A 16,735-nucleotide genomic window follows, 5' to 3' on the forward strand; every position below is an offset into this window, starting at 1 on the left:
TGCGTATTGACACAGAGAAAGATGGGTCATCTCAATGAATTAGGGATGGACAAGCAGCATGAATGACTTCTTCAGTCTCGATCAAGCGGAGTCGGGTCTTGCCCACCTGCAACTGAATCGCCCGGAGCGCATGAACACCATGAGCCCGGCCTTCTTTCCGGCGCTGCGCGACGTGGTGCGTGCCCTGCATGACCAGGGCAGCACCCGGGCGCTGGTGATCTCCAGCACCGGCAAGCACTTCTCCGCCGGCATGGCGCTGGACACCTTTGCCGGTGACGACGCGATGCTGGCCACCGACAGCGCACGGGCCCGCTTGAGCTTCCAGGATTCGTTGCGCCGGCTGATGGATTGCTTCACCGCCATCGACGAAGCCCGCTTCCCGGTGTTGTGTGCCATTCAGGGTGGCTGCATCGGCGGCGCACTTGATCTTGCGGCCGCGTGCGATTTGCGTTATGCATCGGCCGATGCGTTCTTTTGTGTGCAGGAGATCAATATCGGCATGGCCGCCGACCTCGGCGTGCTGCAGCGCCTGCCCAGGCTGATACCGCCCGGTGTGGCCCGCGAGCTGGCCTACACCGGCGAGCGACTGGGCGCCGAGCGGGCGCTGAGTCTGGGCCTGGTCAATGCCCTGCTGCCCGATGCCGACGCACTGCTGGCCCATGTGCTTGGCGTGGCGCGCAAGATCGCTGCCAAATCGCCGCTGGCCATCGCCGGCTCCAAGCTGGCGATGAACCATGCCCGCGACCATGGCACGGCGGCCAGCCTGCACCATATGAGCGTGCTGCAAAGCGCGATCTTCGACACCGCCGAGATGGCGCTGGCGATAGCGGCCTGGCAGCGCAAGCAGGCCGCGGAGTTTGCGCCGTTGGCCGAGGTGGGCCACCCCTGACACCATGGGGCGGCCTCCGCCCCACCCGCACAGTCCCCTATGGGCGCGGGCCGAACACCTTCCTATACTGGTCCGAGAGGCCGGCGCACTGACCCGGCACATTCGTCGTTTTGGGCTCCAGATGAACAACTCCGCCGTCTATTCCCTCCTCGGCCCCGCCGAGCCCGCCGTGCCCGTGGTGCTTGACTCTCCGCACTCGGGCCACCATTTTCCGGCCGACTTCGGCGCCCAGGTCGGCGAGTACGATCTGCGCGAGAGCGAAGACACCTATGTCGACGAGCTCTATTTGCCGGCCACCACCCAGGGCGTGGCTCTGCTGACGGCCAACTTCCCGCGCACCTTCATCGACGTCAACCGCCACGAGGGCGATATCGACCTGGCCCTGCTCGACGGCACCTGGCCCCATGAGCTGCGGCCCAGCGGCAAGGCCGAGATCGGCAAGGCGCTGATCTGGCGCACGCTGTCAGACGGCCGCGACATCTATGCCGCGCGGTTGCGGCCCGAGCAGGTGCTGCAGCGCATCGCGCAGTACCACCGGCCCTACCACGAGGCCTTGCAGCGGCTGCTCAATGCCAGCATGGCGCGCCATGGCCAGGTCTTCCACATCAACTGCCACTCGATGGCCTCCAGCGCCGGGGTGATGGGCGTAGGCCAGGTCGGCGAGCCCCGAGCCGACTTTGTGCTCGGTGACCGCGACGGCAGCAGCTGCGGCGCCGCATTCACCGAGCTGGTCTATTCGCAGCTGCGCGCCAAGGGCTATGACGTGGCCATCAACAAGCCCTACAAGGGCGTGGAGCTGGTGCGGGCCTACTCGAACCCGGCGCAGCGCCGCCACAGCCTGCAGATCGAGGTCAACAAGCGCCTGTACATGGACGAGACGACGCGCGCCAAGACGGCCGGCTTCGCCCAGGTGCAGAAGGATTTGATGGAGATGATCCAGGTGCTGATCGCCTTCACCGGCCAGGGCAGGCAGCCTCGGCTCAAGGAATTGCAGCATGGCTGAGTACAAGGTCGAACTGACGCCGCCCGACATCAGCCCCTATCGTGCCGGCAACACCGGTGTGGACTGGGTGCACTGCCTGGACTCCGGCAAGCCGGGACCGACGGTGATGATCCAGGCCCTGACCCATGGCAACGAGCTCTGCGGCGCGATCGCACTGGACTGGCTGTTCAAGCAGAACATCACCCCGCTGCAGGGCAGGCTGGTGCTGGCCTTCGCCAATGTCGAGGCCTATGCCCGCTTCGATGCCGGCAAGCCCTCGGCCTCGCGCTTCTGCGATGAAGATCTGAACCGCGTCTGGGCCGACGATGTGCTGAACGGCCGCGGCGATTCGATCGAGTTGCGGCGTGCCCGCGCGCTGGCGCCCTTTGTCGATGCCGCCGACTACCTGCTGGACATCCACTCGATGCAGGAGGCCTGCCGCCCGCTGATGGTCTGCGGCATGCAGGACAAGGGCGCGGCCTTCGCCAAGCGGCTGGGCATGCCCGGCGACCTGCTGATAGACACCGGTCACCCCTCGGGCCTGCGCATGCGCGACCGCGGTGGCTTCGGCGACCCGCTGAGCCCGCGCAACGCGCTGCTGATCGAATGCGGCCAGCACTGGGAGCAGAGCGCGGCCGATGTGGCCCTGGACAGCGTGGTGCGCTTCCTGGCGCTGACGGGCATGGTCGAGCAGAGCTGGGCCGATGCGCACCAGCGCCTGCCCTTGCCGGCCAGGCAGCATGTGATTCGCGTCACCGAGCCAGTTGTGGCCCGCACGGCCTTCTTCCGCTTCCTGAGTGCCTTCCAGGGCCTGGAGGTGATACCGAAGGCCGGCACGCCGTTCGCCCAGGATGGCGAACAGGTCTGGGTCACGCCCTATGACAACACGGTGATGGTGATGCCCTCGCTGAACAATGCCAAGCCCGGCACAACCCGGGTGAGGCTCGGCCGGTTCGAAAGCTGAGTCAGCCTACACAGAAAGCATTCAGCTTGTTGCCATCGAGATCGCGGAAGTAGGCGGCGTAGAAACCCTCGCCGCGCGGACCCGGTGCGCCCTCGTCCTTGCCCCCCAGGGCCAGGGCCTTGGCGTGCAGCGCCTTGACCTTGTCCTGGCTGTCCACCGCCAGGGCCACCATCACGCCGTTGCCCACGGTGGCCGCCTGGCCGTCGAACGGAATCATCACGCCAAAGCCGGGCTTGTCCATGCCCGCACCCCAGGCGTAGCCGCGGCCGAAATCCATCATCCGCTTGATGCCGATGACGGCAAACAGCTCGTCGTAAAAGGCCGCAGCGCGCGGCAGATCATTGGTTCCGAGAGTTGTGTAGCCGATCATCAGAGTCTCCTGTGAAACGATGTGCTTCAAACCGGCAGCGTGTAGACCTGGGCCTCGCGGCACTCGGCCTCGCTATGGCCCTTCAGTGCCGAGCCCCAGAGTTCGGGGTCTGCGCCAGGCGCCGGCCTGAGTCCGGCCAACATGCCAGGTATCTCTTCGGTGGCCGAATCCAGATCGGCCACATGGCGGCGTTGCGCGTCGAACAGCCGTGCCTGCATGGCACCGGCTGCCTCGATCAGGATCAGGTACTTGACGGGTGGGCTGTGCATGATGCGCCGCCTTCTGAAGTTGCTGTCAGCATAGCATCGGTGCCGGCCGGCGAGCCTCAGCCCCGCTCGAACTTGAAGACTGCCATGCTGGACAGCAGATTGGGCATGCGGCGCACGCTGCGGCCATTCTGGATGCCAAAGCTGTCGAGTATGCGCAGGCGGTTCTTGTGGGCCAGGATCTCGAAGTCGGCATAGGTGCCGACGCGGATATTGGGCGTGTCGTACCACTCATAGGGCAGCACACGGGTCACCGGCATGCGGCCCAGCATCACCTGCAGGCGATTCGGCCAGTGGGCGAAGTTCGGGAAGCTGACGATGCCCAGCCGCCCGACCCGCGCCGTCTCGCGCAGCATTGCCTCGGTATTGCGCAGATGCTGTAATGTCTCCAATTGCAGCACGACGTCGAAGCTCTGATCCTCGAAGATGGACAGGCCATCCTCCAGGTTCAGCTGGATGACGTTGACGCCCCGCTGCACACAGGCCAGCAGATTGGCGTCATCCAGCTCCACGCCATAGCCGCTGCAGCCGCGGTGCCTTTGCAAATGGGCCAGCAGCTCGCCGGTGCCGCAGCCCAGGTCGAGCACGCGCGAGCCCTCGGGCACCAGGGCGGCTATCGTCTCCATCACCTGCAGATCACTCATGTCAGCTCCCCCGCGATGCGTTTGAAATAGGCGCGCAGCACGCCGTGGTAGCGCGGGTCTTCGAGCAGGAAGGCGTCGTGCCCATGAGGCGCGTCGATCTCGGCATAGGACACATCGAGCTTGTTGTCGAGCAGGGCCTTGACGATCTCGCGCGAGCGTGCCGGGGCAAAGCGCCAGTCCGTCGTGAAGCTGGCCAGCAGGTATTTGCAGCGCGCGCTGGCAAAGGTGCGGCTGAGGTCGCCGCCATGCTCCAGCGCCGGGTCGAAGTAGTCAAGCGCGCGGGTGATCAAGAGATAGGTGTTGGCATCGAAGTAGTCGCTGAACTTGTCGCCCTGGTAACGCAGATAACTCTCGATCTGGAACTCGATGTCCTGGGTGCTGTAACCCAGCTCGGTGGCGCGCAGCTCGCGGCCGAATTTCTGCTCCATCACGTCGTCCGACAGATAGGTGATGTGGCCTATCATCCGCGCCACGCGCAGGCCGCGCTTGGGCACCACGCCATGCTCGTAGAAGTGCCCGCCATGGAAATCTGGGTCGGTGATGATGGCGCGGCGCGCCACCTCGTTGAAGGCGATGTTCTGCGCCGACAGATTCGGCGCCGTGGCAATCGCGATGCAGTGGCGCAGCCGATCGGCATAGCGCAACGACCAGTCCAGCGCCTGCATGCCGCCCAATGAGCCGCCCAGCACGGCCGCCAGCTGACCGATGCCGAGATGGTCGAGCAGGCGGGCCTGGGCATCGACCCAGTCCTGCACGGTGACGACCGGGAAATCTGCGCCGTAGATGCGGCCCGTCACGGGATTGCTGTGCATGGGCCCGGTCGAGCCGAAGCACGAGCCCAGGTTGTTGACGCCAATGACGAAGAACTTGTCGGTGTCCAGCGGTTTGCCCGGGCCGATCAGGTTGTCCCACCAGCCCTCGCTCTTGTCCTGACCCTCGTAGGTGCCGGCCAGATGATGGCTGGCATTCAGCGCGTGGCAGACCAGCACGGCGTTGGACTTGTCGGCATTCAGCCGGCCGTAGGTCTCATAGACCAATTCATAGCTTGGCAGCTGCGCACCGCTCTTCAGCGGCAGCGGCTGTTCGAAGCGCAGCGACTGCGGCTTCACATGACCCAGGCTTTCCATGGGATGCCTCCAGAAAAACAAAACCGGCTCCGCTGCTGAGGTGCGGACGCCGGTGTGAAGTCTTGGCATCCCTCTTTAGCGGCATTTTTAAAGCGCCCGCAATTCGGAACAAATCGGCGCTGTGGGAGCGAAGTATAGCTAAGGGCCGTATTGATACAGCAGGCTCAGCGCCAACAGCAGCACATACGGAAACGCCACCGTCGGTCTGGCGGCGTTGCTCAGGTACTCGCGAATCAGGCCCACCGTGCCGGGCCGGGTTGCCAGCCAATCGCTGTGCAACTGGAACGCCCGCGCAGTCGCCGTCGTGCCCTGCGCCAGCGCCTGCTCCACGCGCAGCAGCCGCGCGCTCAGCCGCGACTGGAAGGCCCGGTAGATGCCCTCCTGCAGCCACAGCATCAGCAGCACCGGCGCCAGCCACAGCGCATCGAAGCCCAGGGCCATGCAGGCCAGGCACAGCACAACGGCCAGCAGCTTGATCAGCAGGCCGCTGCGTTCGTACTGCTCGTGGTCGTGTTGCAGTTGGGCCCATTCCTGGCCCAGCGCTTGATGCAGATCCATGCCGCTCCTCGAATTTTGACTACCGCGCGATCTTGCCTTGCAATTACTGGTCAAGTGACCAATAATCGCGCCATGGCACGCCCTTCACAAGCCCAGGACCAGGCTCTGCTCCAAAGCGGTCGCGAGCTGTTTGCCGACGCCGGCTGTGCCGGCCTGTCGGTGCGCAAGCTGGCCGAACACGCGGGCGTCAACCCTGCAATGTTCCATTACCACTTCAAGAGCAAGGAGCTGTTCCTGCGCACCCTGCTGCAGCAGATCTACGAGCAGATGTTCGAGTCGCTGCAACTTGAGGCCACGCATGACGGCTCTGCCCTGCAGCGGCTGGAACAAAGTCTGCTGGCCATCGGCCGCTTTCTGGGCGCGAACCGGCCTGTGATCGCCCGCGTCTGGGCCGATGCCCAGGGCGGCGAGGCGGTGGCGCTGGACTTCATGCGTGCCAACGCACCGCGCCATCTGTTCCTGCTGATGGGCCTGCTGGACGAGGCAGAGCGCGACGGCGCGATCGCCGCCATGCCTGGCCTGCAGCGTTTCGTGTTCCTGATGAGTTCGGTGCTGGCGCCGATCCTGATCGCTGGCGGGGTGGCGAATCTGGGCGTGGCGCCCGTCGCCGTGGCCGGAATGCTGGAGCCGCAAGTGCTCTCCGACGACGCACTGCGGGCCCGCATCGCCCTGGCCCTGAAGGCGCTGGCGCCCGCCGGACCCGGACCCCGTTCCAAAGGCAAATCCCATGCGTAGATTGATTCTCCTGAGCGCCCTGATTGCGCTGACCGGCTGCGGCGAGCCCGCGGCGCCCGCCTGGTCCGGCTATGCCGAGGGCGAGTACGTCTATCTGTCATCGCCGGTAGCCGGCAGCCTGCAGGCGCTGAATGTGCAGCGCGGCCAGCAGGTGGCCCAGGGCGCGGCGCTGTTCACCTTGGATGCCGAGCTTGAGCGCGGCGCCAGCGCCGAGGCCAAGGCCAGGCTGGATGCCGCCCAGGCCCAGGCCGCCAACACGGCCAAGGGCCGGCGCAGCGACGAGATCCAGGTCGTGCAGGCGCAGCTGGCCCAGGCGCGCACGCAGGCCGGCCTGGCCCAGCGCGAGCTGGAGCGCCAGCAGCAGCTGGTGGCCCAGGGCTTTGTCTCGGCCGCGCGTATCGACGAGGCCAAGGCCGCGGTCACCGCCACCCAGGCCCGTGTGGCCGAGCTGAGCGCCAGCCTGCAGGTCGCGCAGCTGCCGGCCCGCGTGGACGAGCAGCGCGCCGCCCAGGCCCAGGGCGAGGCCGCCCGCCAGGGTCTGCAGCAGACGCTGTGGCGCGAGCAGCAGAAGCAGCGCAGCGCGCCGAGCAGCGGACTGATCGCCGACACCTTCTTCCGGGTCGGCGAATGGGTGCCGGCCGGCCAGCCGGTGCTGGCCCTGCTGCCGGCAGGCCACGTCAAGCTGCGCTTCTTCGTGCCCGCGGCCGAGCTGGCCGGCATCGCGCCGGGGCAGATGGTGAACGTCGGCTGCGATGGCTGCGGCGCCGCCATCAAGGCGCGTATCAGCTTCATCGCCACCCAGGCCGAGTACACGCCGCCGGTGATCTACTCCAACGCCCAGCGCAGCAAGCTGGTGTTCATGGTCGAGGCATTGCCCGAGGGCGCGGATGCCAGCAAGCTCAAGCCCGGGCTGCCGGTCGATGTACGCAGGGTCGCGCCATGAGCGATCTCGCCATCGACGTGCGCGGCCTGAGCAAGATCTACGGCGGCCGCGCCGTCGTCGACAAGGTCGATCTGCAGGTCAGGCGCGGCCGCATCTGCGGCTTTCTGGGGCCCAACGGCAGCGGCAAGACGACGACCATACGGATGCTCTGCGGCCTGCTGACGCCGGACGCTGGCGAGGGGCAATGCCTGGGCCTGGACATTCAGCGCGAGGCCGCTCAGATCAAGCGCCAGGTCGGCTATATGACGCAGAAGTTCGGCTACTACGAAGACCTGTCGATACGCGAGAACCTGGATTTCGTCGGCCGGCTGTTCGAGTTGCCGGAGCGCCGCCAGCGCGTTGACGAGGCCTTGCAGCGCCTGGGCCTGGTCGAGCGCCAGCAGCAGCTGGCCGGTTCGCTGTCCGGCGGCTGGAAGCAGCGCCTGGCCCTGGCCGCCTGCCTGCTGCACAAGCCTCAGCTGCTGCTGCTCGACGAGCCCACCGCCGGCGTCGACCCGAAGGCGCGCCGCGACTTCTGGGACGAGATCCACCGCCTGGCCGATCAGGGCATCACCGTGCTCGTTTCGACCCACTATATGGACGAGGCCGAGCGCTGCCACGAGCTGGTCTATATCGCCTACGGCAAGGTGCTGGCCCGCGGCACCGAGGCGCAGATCATCGAGCAGGCCGGCCTGCACGTCTGGTCTATCCAAGGCCCGCTCAACGGCCAGATCGACGCATTGAAGGCCGCACCCGGTGTGCTCAGCGTGGCGGCCTTCGGCAACTCGGTGCATGTGGCCGGCCAGGATGCGGCGCTGCTGGAGCGGGCGCTGGCGCCGCTGCGCCCGCAGCCCGGCCTGACCATCACTGCCACCGACGCGAACCTGGAGGACGTGTTCATCAGCCTGATCGCTCAGGCACCGGACAACTTCGCGGCGAAGGCAACGATATGAGCGCCCGCTTCTCCTGGCCACGCACGTGGGCCGTCTTCATCAAGGAGTTCCAGCAGATGATGCGCGACCGCCTGACCTTCGCGATGGCGGTCGGCGTGCCCATACTGCAGCTGGTGCTGTTCGGCTATGCGATCAACACCGACCCCAAGGGCCTGCCGACGGTGCTGGTGGCCCAGGACAACGCGCCGATGGCACGCAGCCTGGTGGCCGCCTTGCAGAACACCGGCTACTTCCAGATCACGGCCGTCAGCGGCAGCGAGCGCGAGGCCGAGCAAATGGTCGATGACGGCCAGGTGCAGTTCATGATCGTCATACCGCCGGACTTCTCGCAGCGCCTGGTGCGCGGCGAAAAGCCGGTGCTGCTGGTCTCGGTCGATGCCACCGACCCGTCCGCCTCGGGCAATGCGATCGCGGCGCTGAACCAGCTCAGTCAGCAGGCGCTGCGCCATGACTTGAAAGGACCGCTGGCGCAGTTGCAGCAGCCGCCGCCCCCGTTCGAGCTGCGCATCCACCGCCGCTACAACCCCGAGGGCCTGTCGCGCTACAACATTGTGCCCGGGCTGATTGGCACCATCCTGACGATGACCATGGTCATGCTGACCTCGCTGGCCATGACCCGCGAGCGCGAGCGTGGCACGATGGAAAATCTGCTGGCCACGCCTGTGCGCCCCGCCGAGGTGATGGTGGGCAAGATCCTGCCCTATGTCGTGGTCGGCTATGTGCAGCTGGGCGTGATTCTCGGCGCCGCCTGGCTGCTGTTCGAGGTGCCGATGGAGGGCAGCTTCGCACTGCTGATGGCGATGATTGGTGTCTTCATGCTGGCCAATCTGGCCGTGGGCTTCACCTTCTCGACGCTGGCCCGCAACCAGCTGCAGGCGATGCAGATGACGTTCTTCTTCTTCCTGCCTTCGATGCTGCTGTCGGGCTTCATGTTCCCGTTCCGCGGCATGCCGCCATGGGCCCAGTACCTCGGCGAGGCGCTGCCGCTGACGCACTTCCTGCGCATCGTGCGCGGCATCCTGCTCAAGGGCAACGAGGCGTGGCAATTGCTGCCGGAGCTGTGGCCGATGCTGCTGTTTCTGCTTGTCGCCGGTGCGGTCGCGTTGAAGCGCTATCGGCAGACGCTGGATTGACGGTGGCTCCCGGATTGCATCCGGGCTACCGAAGCCCTGTAGCCCGGATGCAATCCGGGGCTCAATCCCCCCGCAATATTTGCTTGCGCGTGACCCGCCCCGGCGCGAACGAGGCCTCCAGCCTCGCCATCAGCCGCTGCGCCTTGGTCGAGTTGTCGCCGCCGAAGTTGCAGACATAGACATCGAGCGTGACGGCCGCCCTCTCGGGCCAGGTGTGAACGGCCAGATGCGATTCGGCCAGCAGCACGACGCCGGTGATGCCGACGAGCTGGCCCTCCGCGGCGGGCTGAAAACGGTGGAACAGCTCGCCGACGGCCAGCAGGCCCGCCTCGGCGACGGCCGCCAGGCACAGCATTCGCAGCGCAGTGATATCGGTCAGCGGCGCCAGGCCGGCCGGGCAGCCGTGCAGATCGGCGGTCAGGTGCAGGCCTTGCATATGGCGTCAACCAGTTAGGGACTTGTGCGGCATGCGGCACTATAGCCTCGCGTCTTCGGTTAGGCTGCGCCCACAAATCTCCGGAGAACCACCGTGCAATACCGACGTCTGGGCCGCAGCGGCCTGCAAGTGAGCGAGCTCTCGCTGGGCTCCTGGGTCACCTATCACAATCAAGTTGATACCAAGTCCGCCACCGAGATGCTGGCCGCCGCCTTCGACGCCGGCGTCAACTTCTTCGATAACGCCGAGGTCTATGCCAAGGGTCAGAGCGAGGTGGTGATGGGCGAGGCCTTCAAGGCGCTGAAGTGGCCGCGCCTGAACTACATCGTCTCGACCAAGTTCTTCTGGGGCCTGGACCGCGACGGCCATGCCACCAACCGCCGCGACACGCTGAACCGCAAATACCTGATGCAGGCCATCGATGGCTCCCTGCAGCGCATGCAGCTGGACTTCATCGACCTGATCTACTGCCACCGCCCCGATCCGCACACGCCGATTGAGGAGACGGTGCGCGCGATGAGCGACATCATCAGCCAGGGCAAGGCGCTGTACTGGGGCACCAGCGAGTGGAGCGCCGCCGACATCCGCGCCGCCTGGGAGATCGCCGAGCGCCACCACCTGCACAAGCCGGTGATGGAGCAGCCGCAATACCACCTGTTCCACCGCACCCGCGTCGAGCAGGAGTATGCGCGGCTGTATGACGAAATCGGCCTGGGCCTGACGACCTGGAGCCCGCTGGCCTCGGGCCTCTTGACCGGCAAATACCTCAAGGGCGTGCCCGAAGGCAGCCGCGGCGCGATGGAGAGCATGAGCTTTCTGCGCGACGGCCTGACCGACCCGGCCAAGAACGCCGCCGTGGCCCGGCTGGCCGAGATCGCCACCGAGCTGGGCGGCAACGTCGCTCAGCTGGCGATTGCCTGGCTGAACAAGAATCCCCGCGTCAGCACGGTGATCCTGGGCGCCAGCAAGCTCAGCCAGCTGCAGGACAACCTCGGCGCGCTGGACCTGACGCCGAAGCTGACGCCCGAGGTGCTGGCGCGCATCGACGCGATCGCCAAGCCGCTGGCGGTCTAGCTCTTGCGATCGAAGCCCTGCTCTTGCAGCAGGGCCTGCAACTGCTCGGAGATCTTGCCCATCGCAATCGGGCTGTACTTCAACTCGCTGGTGTAGAACTGCGCCAGTGACTTGATGTCATGCTCGGCGAAGCGGGCCGCCATATCGGGGCCCATGCCCAGGTAGCGGTTCCAGCCGCTGACCTCGCGGGCCTCGTAAAGCGCATCGATCTCCGCCTCGCTGTGCGGCCGATAGATCTCGTCGTGCACATAGGCGCGCAGCGGCAGGCGGTCGCGGGCCTTGGGCGCCTCGTCGGGGTAGCCGACCACCAGGCTGGTGACCGGGAACACCGTCTCGGGCAGCTGCAGGAATTCGGCGATCGCCGAGGCCTGGTTCAGGGTCGTGCCCATATAGCAAATGCCCAGGCCGCGCGCCTCGAAGGCCAGGGCCACCGTCTGCGACAGGATGACGGCGTCGAAGGCCGCGACCATGAAGCCGTGGAAGTTGTTGAAGTTGTCGCGCGCCTCGCGCATCTTCAGCCACTGCCGCGTGCGCGCCGTGTCGGCGTTGAAGGTGATGACCAGCGGCGCCTGCAGCACCATGTCCTGCTCCAGGTGCAGCTGGAACAGGCGCCGGCGACGCTCGGCATCGCGTGTCAGCACCATGCTGAAGGTGTTCAGATTGCCCGAGCTGGAACTGCCGGCTATTGATTCGCTCAGCACCTCGTCGATCAGCGCCGGCGCGATCGGCGTGCTCTTGTACTTGCGGATCGAGCGGTGGGCGCGCAGCAGCGGTGAGAGGTCGATGGTGGTCATGGGTCAGTGCCAGGGTCAGGAGTTGAGGGCGTTCAGGCGTTCGACGGTGCCGACATCGGTCCAGGGGCCCGGGTACAGCTCGGCGGCTATGCGACCGGCCGCGATGCCGGCGTCCAGCAGCGGTCGCAGCGCCATGCGCGTGCCAGCGGCGATGCTGCCGAACATTGCCGGACGAAACAATCCGACGCTGCCCCAGGTGTGGCGCTGTTCGCCCTGCAGTGCGGCCCGGCCGGCCGGCGAGATCGCGAAATCGCCCTGCGGGTGGTGCGGGGCATTGGGTACCAGCCACAGATGCGCGTCGTCCTGACCGGCGGCAAAGCGCTGTGCACGGCCCGCCTCGAAGCGGAACTCGGGCAGGAACACATCACCGGAGACCACCCAGAAGGCCTCGTCGCCATCGGCCCGAAGCAGCGGCAGCGCGGTGGCAATGCCACCGGCCGTCTCCAGCGCGCCGCCGTAAGCCGCCTGCTCGTCGGAGTAGTGCAGGCGCACGCCCAGGCGGCTGCCGTCGCCCAGCCGGGCCGGGAACTGCTCGCCCAGCCAGGCGGTGTTGATGACGATGTCGCGCACGCCGCCGGCGCGCAGCGCCTCGATATGCCATTCGATCAGCGGCTTGCCGCGCACGGCCAGCAGCGGCTTGGGGGTGTGGTCGGTCAGCGGGCGCAGCCGTTCACCGCGACCGGCCGCCAAAATTAGAGCTCTCATGTGCCCAGTCTATCGGCGCCGGTCGGCCGCTTGACCCCTGACAAGCGGCCGGCGGTGCGCCCCCGGCTAAAATCAGTGGTTTTCCCCAACCCCAACACGGATCTCCCATGGGCCAAACCGCTGACAGTTCCACTTCCTTGATGGCCAACGCCATCCGCGCCTTGGCCATGGATGCCGTGCAACAGGCCAATTCCGGCCATCCCGGCGCGCCCATGGGCATGGCCGAGATCGCCGTCGCGCTTTGGCGCCGCCACCTGAAGCACAACCCGGCCAATCCGCAGTGGCATGACCGCGACCGCTTCGTGCTGTCCAACGGCCACGGCTCCATGCTGATCTATGCGCTGCTGCACCTGACCGGCTATGACCTGCCCGTCGAGGAACTGCGCAACTTCCGTGTGCTGCACAGCAAGACCCCGGGCCACCCGGAGCTGGGCATCACCCCGGGCGTGGAAACGACCACCGGCCCGCTGGGCCAGGGCATCACCAACGCGGTGGGCATGGCGCTGGCCGAGAAGCTGCTGGCCAAGGAATTCAATCGTGAAGGTCATGCCGTCGTCAACCATCACACCTACGCCTTCCTGGGCGATGGCTGCCTGATGGAGGGCATCAGCCACGAGGCCTGCGCGCTGGCCGGCGCCTGGAAGCTGAACAAGCTGATCGCGCTGTACGACGACAACGGCATCTCGATCGACGGCAAGGTCGCCCCCTGGTTCATCGACGACACGCCCAAGCGCTTCGAGGCCTATGGCTGGAACGTCATCGCCGATGTCGATGGTCATGATGTCGACGCCGTTGACGCGGCAATCGCCAAGGCCAAGGCCAGCAGCGACAAACCCACGCTGATCTGCTGCAAGACCGCCATCGGCAAGGGCTCGCCGAACCGCGCCGGCACGGCCAAGGCCCACGGCGAGGCGCTGGGCGCCGAAGAGATCAAGCTGACCCGCGAGGCGCTGGGCTGGACGCACGAGCCCTTCGTCATCCCCGAAGAGGCCTACGAGGCCTGGGACTGCCGCCACACAGGCCTGGCCGCCGAGAGCGCCTGGGTCGATGCCTTCGAAGCCTATGGCAAGGCCTACCCCGAGCTGGCGCTGGAACTGAACCGCCGCATGAATGGCGAGCTGCCGAAGAACTTCGCGCAGGTCGCTGTGGACGCGGCCGTCGCCGCCCACACCAAGGGCGAGACCGTGGCCAGCCGCAAGGCCAGCCAGATCGCGCTGGAAGCCTTCACCGGCGCCCTGCCCGAGCTGCTGGGCGGTAGCGCCGACCTGACCGGCTCCAACCTGACCAACACCAGCCACACGCCGGCGCTGCGCTTCGAGGCCGACGGCTCGTCCAACGGCGGCCGCCACATCAACTACGGCGTGCGTGAGTTCGGCATGGCCGCGATCATGAACGGCGTGGCCCTGCATGGCGGCTACATCCCTTACGGCGGCACCTTCCTGACCTTCAGCGACTACAGCCGCAATGCGATCCGCATGGCAGCACTGATGAAGCTGCGCGTCGTCCACGTGTTCACCCATGACTCCATCGGTCTTGGCGAAGACGGTCCGACGCACCAGAGCATCGAGCATGCCGCCTCGCTGCGCCTGATCCCCGGCCTGGACGTCTGGCGCCCGGCCGACACGGCCGAAACCACCGTCGCCTGGACCATGGCCATCGGCAACAGCACCCGCCCCAGCGCGCTGCTGCTGAGCCGCCAGAACCTGCCCTACGCGCCCAAGCGCGGCCTGGACGAAATCGCCAAGGGCGCCTACGTGCTGGCCGAGCCCAGCGAAGTCGGCATGAAGAAGGCCAAGGCGGTGATCATCGCTACCGGCTCCGAAGTGCAGCTGGCGATGCGCGCCCAGGAGCTGCTGGCGCTGGACGGCATCGCCGTGCGCGTGGTCTCGATGCCCAGCACCTCGGTGTTCGACCGCCAGGATGCGGCCTACAAGAAGAGCGTGCTGCCCGCCGGCCTGCCGCGCATCGCCGTCGAGGCGGGCGTGACCGACTACTGGTGGAAGTACGGCTGCGCCGCAGTCGTCGGCATCGACACCTACGGCGAATCGGCCCCGGCCCCGGCCCTGTTCAAGCATTTCGGCTTCACCGCCGAGAATGTGGCGGCCACGGTCAAGGTGGCGCTGGGCAAGAAGCGTTGATTTCGAAGGGGTGCATGGCGCCCCTTTTTTCTTAGGTTTCTATTTTTTGTTCTTCAGGAGACTCAGATGACGATCAAGATCGGTATCAACGGCTTCGGCCGCATCGGCCGCATGGTGTTCCGCGCCGCCATTGCCAACTTCAAGGAAATCGAAGTGGTCGGCATCAACGACCTGCTCGAGCCCGACTACCTGGCCTACATGCTCAAGTACGACTCGGTGCACGGCAAGTTCGACGGTGAAGTCTCGGTCGACGGCAATACGCTGGTCGTCAACGGCAAGAAGATCCGCCTGACCCAGGAGCGTGATCCCGCCAACCTGAAGTGGAACGAGGTCGGCGCCGACATCGTCATCGAAGCCACCGGCCTGTTCCTGGACAAGGCGGGCGGCGAGAAGCATCTGGCCGCCGGCGCCAAGAAGGTCGTGATGTCGGCCCCGAGCAAGGACGACACGCCGATGTTCGTGTTCGGCGTCAACGACAAGACCTATGCCGGCCAGGCCATCATCTCCAACGCCTCGTGCACGACCAACTGCCTGGCCCCGCTGGCCAAGGTGCTGAACGACAAGTGGGGCATCAAGCGCGGCCTGATGACCACGGTGCACGCCGCCACGGCGACGCAGAAGACCGTTGACGGCCCGAGCAACAAGGACTGGCGCGGCGGCCGCGGCATCCTGGAAAACATCATTCCCTCGAGCACCGGCGCTGCCAAGGCCGTGGGCGTGGTGATCCCGGAGCTGAACAAGAAGCTGACCGGCATGTCGTTCCGCGTGCCGACCTCGGACGTGTCGGTGGTCGACCTGACCGTCGAACTGCTGAAGGAAGCCAGCTACAAGGAAATCTGCGCCGAGTTCAAGGCTCAGAGCGAAGGCGCGCTGAAGGGCGTGCTGGGTTACACCGAAGACAAGGTGGTCGCCACCGACTTCCGCGGCGACGCCCGCACCTCGATCTTCGACGCCGATGCCGGCATTGCACTGGACTCGACCTTCGTCAAGCTGGTGGCCTGGTACGACAACGAGTGGGGCTACTCGAACAAGGTGCTGGAGATGGTGCGCGTGATCTCCAAGTGAACAAGCGTGCCTGCCAAGGCATCCCCGGAGGCCCCTCACGGGGCCTTTTTTTATGGAGGCGGGGCTAAGATGCCCACTTCACCCATCCCGCACGCCAACCCACGCCCATGACCATTGCCTGGAATCTCTTCACCCCGGGAGCTGCCCTCGTCGGCGGCCTGCTGATCGGACTGGCGGCGGCGCTGTATCTCCTGGGGGTCGGGCGGATCGCGGGGATTTCCGGCATCGTTGCCACGCCCTTGCGTGCGCTGCTGGGGCAGTCCAAGCTGCTTGCGCAGCGGATGGAGCTGCTGTTCCTCGCCGGCCTGCTGCTGGCGCCCTGGTTGTGGCAGCTGGCGGCGCCGTTGCCGACAGCCACGGTCGATGTTGGCCCGCTGGCGCTGGTGATTGCGGGCCTGTTCGTTGGCGTCGGGGTGCGCATGGGCCAGGGTTGCACCAGCGGCCATGGCGTGTGCGGGCTGAGCCGTTTCTCACTGCGCTCGCTGGCCAATGTGCTGGCCTTCATGGGGGCGGGCTTCGTCACCGTGTTCCTGCTGCGCCATGCGCTCTGAGGCTGAGACATGACCCGCTATCTGATTGCACTCGTCAGCGGCCTGGTCTTCGGCCTGGGCCTGATCGCCAGCGGCATGACCAACCCGGCCAAGGTGAAGGGTTTTCTGGACCTGTTAGGCGCCTGGGACCCCAGCCTGGCCCTGGTGATGGGGGGCGCCATCGCGGTGGGCGTGATTGCCTTCGCACTGGCCAGGCGCCGCAGCCGCTCGTGGACCGGTGAACCGTTCGAGATCCCGCCCGCCACCTTGATCGACCGGCGCCTGATCGCCGGCGGTCTGCTGTTCGGCGTCGGCTGGGGGATTGCCGGCTTCTGCCCGGGCCCTGCCCTGTTGGCGCTGAGCAGCGGCCTGCCGGCCGCGTGGATCTTTGTACCGACCATGCTGCTGGGCATGCTGGCTCACGATTACTTTGCCAAGCGCTGAGGAGCA

Annotated in this window: 20 protein-coding genes and 1 riboswitch; of the genes, 12 read left to right on the top strand and 8 right to left on the bottom strand. The window is 66.4% G+C overall.

The features are described from left to right. Positions 1-58 precede the first annotated feature (58 nt). From DES47_RS09030 to DES47_RS09040, 3 genes are all read left to right on the top strand, one after another. Positions 59-889 (top strand): enoyl-CoA hydratase-related protein, encoded by an 831-nt coding sequence (locus DES47_RS09030; RefSeq protein WP_133700336.1) that lies wholly within the window; start codon positions 59-61, stop codon positions 887-889. 121 nt (positions 890-1,010) lie between these two features. After that, positions 1,011-1,892: an N-formylglutamate amidohydrolase gene (locus tag DES47_RS09035; protein ID WP_133700337.1), complete on the top strand. Its 882-nt coding sequence runs from the start codon at positions 1,011-1,013 to the stop codon at positions 1,890-1,892. Next, positions 1,885-2,835 (top strand): M14 family metallopeptidase, encoded by a 951-nt coding sequence (locus DES47_RS09040; RefSeq protein ID WP_133700338.1) that lies wholly within the window; start codon positions 1,885-1,887, stop codon positions 2,833-2,835. The genes DES47_RS09035 and DES47_RS09040 overlap by 8 nt, the downstream gene beginning before the upstream one ends. Before the next feature lies 1 nt (position 2,836). Here the strand turns inward: DES47_RS09040 and DES47_RS09045 are convergent, their stop codons facing one another. From DES47_RS09045 to DES47_RS09065, 5 genes are all read right to left on the bottom strand, one after another. Then, on the bottom strand, positions 2,837-3,205 hold the full coding sequence (locus DES47_RS09045; RefSeq protein ID WP_133700339.1) for a VOC family protein: 369 nt from the start codon (positions 3,203-3,205) through the stop codon (positions 2,837-2,839). Positions 3,206-3,231: 26 nt separating this feature from the next. Next, the gene (locus DES47_RS09050; RefSeq protein WP_133700340.1) at positions 3,232-3,474 is read right to left on the bottom strand and encodes a hypothetical protein; all 243 of its coding nucleotides are present in this window, start codon (positions 3,472-3,474) and stop codon (positions 3,232-3,234) included. Between the two features lie 56 nt (positions 3,475-3,530). After that, positions 3,531-4,115, bottom strand: coding sequence for a methionine biosynthesis protein MetW (gene metW / locus DES47_RS09055; protein WP_133700341.1), 585 nt, complete (start codon positions 4,113-4,115; stop codon positions 3,531-3,533). Then, positions 4,112-5,242: a homoserine O-succinyltransferase MetX gene (metX, locus tag DES47_RS09060; RefSeq protein ID WP_133700342.1), complete on the bottom strand. Its 1,131-nt coding sequence runs from the start codon at positions 5,240-5,242 to the stop codon at positions 4,112-4,114. Before metX ends, metW begins: the two co-directional genes overlap by 4 nt. 54 nt (positions 5,243-5,296) lie before the next feature. Beyond that, a riboswitch (SAM riboswitch) is annotated at positions 5,297-5,372 on the bottom strand. 8 nt (positions 5,373-5,380) lie between these two features. Then, positions 5,381-5,800 carry a hypothetical protein gene (locus DES47_RS09065; RefSeq protein ID WP_133700343.1) on the bottom strand — a complete coding sequence of 140 codons (420 nt, stop codon included), beginning with the start codon at positions 5,798-5,800 and terminating at the stop codon, positions 5,381-5,383. 72 nt (positions 5,801-5,872) lie between these two features. On the opposite strand from DES47_RS09065, the gene DES47_RS09070 reads away from it, so the two are divergent. From DES47_RS09070 to DES47_RS09085, 4 genes are read left to right on the top strand one after another with little or no spacing between them, the layout of a single operon-like run. Further along, on the top strand, positions 5,873-6,535 hold the full coding sequence (locus DES47_RS09070; RefSeq protein WP_166651921.1) for a TetR/AcrR family transcriptional regulator: 663 nt from the start codon (positions 5,873-5,875) through the stop codon (positions 6,533-6,535). Next, positions 6,528-7,478 carry an HlyD family secretion protein gene (locus tag DES47_RS09075; protein ID WP_133700345.1) on the top strand — a complete coding sequence of 317 codons (951 nt, stop codon included), beginning with the start codon at positions 6,528-6,530 and terminating at the stop codon, positions 7,476-7,478. Before DES47_RS09070 ends, DES47_RS09075 begins: the two co-directional genes overlap by 8 nt. Next, positions 7,475-8,410, top strand: a complete 936-nt coding sequence (locus tag DES47_RS09080; protein ID WP_133700346.1) for an ABC transporter ATP-binding protein — start codon at positions 7,475-7,477, stop codon at positions 8,408-8,410. The genes DES47_RS09075 and DES47_RS09080 overlap by 4 nt, the downstream gene beginning before the upstream one ends. Beyond that, positions 8,407-9,543, top strand: coding sequence for an ABC transporter permease (locus DES47_RS09085; protein WP_133700347.1), 1,137 nt, complete (start codon positions 8,407-8,409; stop codon positions 9,541-9,543). The genes DES47_RS09080 and DES47_RS09085 overlap by 4 nt, the downstream gene beginning before the upstream one ends. A gap of 61 nt (positions 9,544-9,604) precedes the next feature. On the opposite strand, the gene speD is transcribed toward DES47_RS09085, so the two are convergent. Further along, complete coding sequence (gene speD / locus DES47_RS09090) at positions 9,605-9,979, bottom strand: adenosylmethionine decarboxylase (protein ID WP_133700348.1); 375 nt, start codon at positions 9,977-9,979, stop codon at positions 9,605-9,607. A 93-nt stretch (positions 9,980-10,072) separates the two neighbouring features. On the opposite strand from speD, the gene DES47_RS09095 reads away from it, so the two are divergent. Beyond that, positions 10,073-11,053 carry a potassium channel beta subunit family protein gene (locus DES47_RS09095; RefSeq protein WP_133700349.1) on the top strand — a complete coding sequence of 327 codons (981 nt, stop codon included), beginning with the start codon at positions 10,073-10,075 and terminating at the stop codon, positions 11,051-11,053. On the opposite strand, the gene DES47_RS09100 is transcribed toward DES47_RS09095, so the two are convergent. Beyond that, on the bottom strand, positions 11,050-11,847 hold the full coding sequence (locus DES47_RS09100; protein WP_133700350.1) for a nitroreductase family protein: 798 nt from the start codon (positions 11,845-11,847) through the stop codon (positions 11,050-11,052). The genes DES47_RS09095 and DES47_RS09100 overlap by 4 nt on opposite strands. A 15-nt stretch (positions 11,848-11,862) precedes the next feature. Then, entirely contained in the window at positions 11,863-12,552 is a 690-nt protein-coding gene (gene murU, locus DES47_RS09105; protein ID WP_133700351.1) for an N-acetylmuramate alpha-1-phosphate uridylyltransferase MurU, read from the bottom strand. Between the two features lie 107 nt (positions 12,553-12,659). Between murU and tkt the strand changes: the two genes are divergently transcribed. The 4 genes from tkt to DES47_RS09125 all read left to right on the top strand — a co-directional run bounded on the left by tkt (position 12,660) and on the right by DES47_RS09125 (position 16,729). Then, the gene (gene tkt, locus DES47_RS09110) at positions 12,660-14,690 is read left to right on the top strand and encodes a transketolase (protein WP_133700352.1); all 2,031 of its coding nucleotides are present in this window, start codon (positions 12,660-12,662) and stop codon (positions 14,688-14,690) included. Between the two features lie 66 nt (positions 14,691-14,756). Beyond that, positions 14,757-15,755 carry a type I glyceraldehyde-3-phosphate dehydrogenase gene (gene gap, locus DES47_RS09115; RefSeq protein ID WP_133700353.1) on the top strand — a complete coding sequence of 333 codons (999 nt, stop codon included), beginning with the start codon at positions 14,757-14,759 and terminating at the stop codon, positions 15,753-15,755. Positions 15,756-15,862: 107 nt separating this feature from the next. After that, complete coding sequence (locus DES47_RS09120) at positions 15,863-16,306, top strand: YeeE/YedE family protein (RefSeq protein ID WP_133700354.1); 444 nt, start codon at positions 15,863-15,865, stop codon at positions 16,304-16,306. A gap of 9 nt (positions 16,307-16,315) precedes the next feature. After that, entirely contained in the window at positions 16,316-16,729 is a 414-nt protein-coding gene (locus DES47_RS09125; protein WP_133700355.1) for a YeeE/YedE family protein, read from the top strand. Positions 16,730-16,735: the final 6 nt, after the last annotated feature.

The organism is Roseateles toxinivorans (genome assembly GCF_004362525.1).
Lineage (GTDB): Bacteria > Pseudomonadota > Gammaproteobacteria > Burkholderiales > Burkholderiaceae_C > Paucibacter > Paucibacter toxinivorans.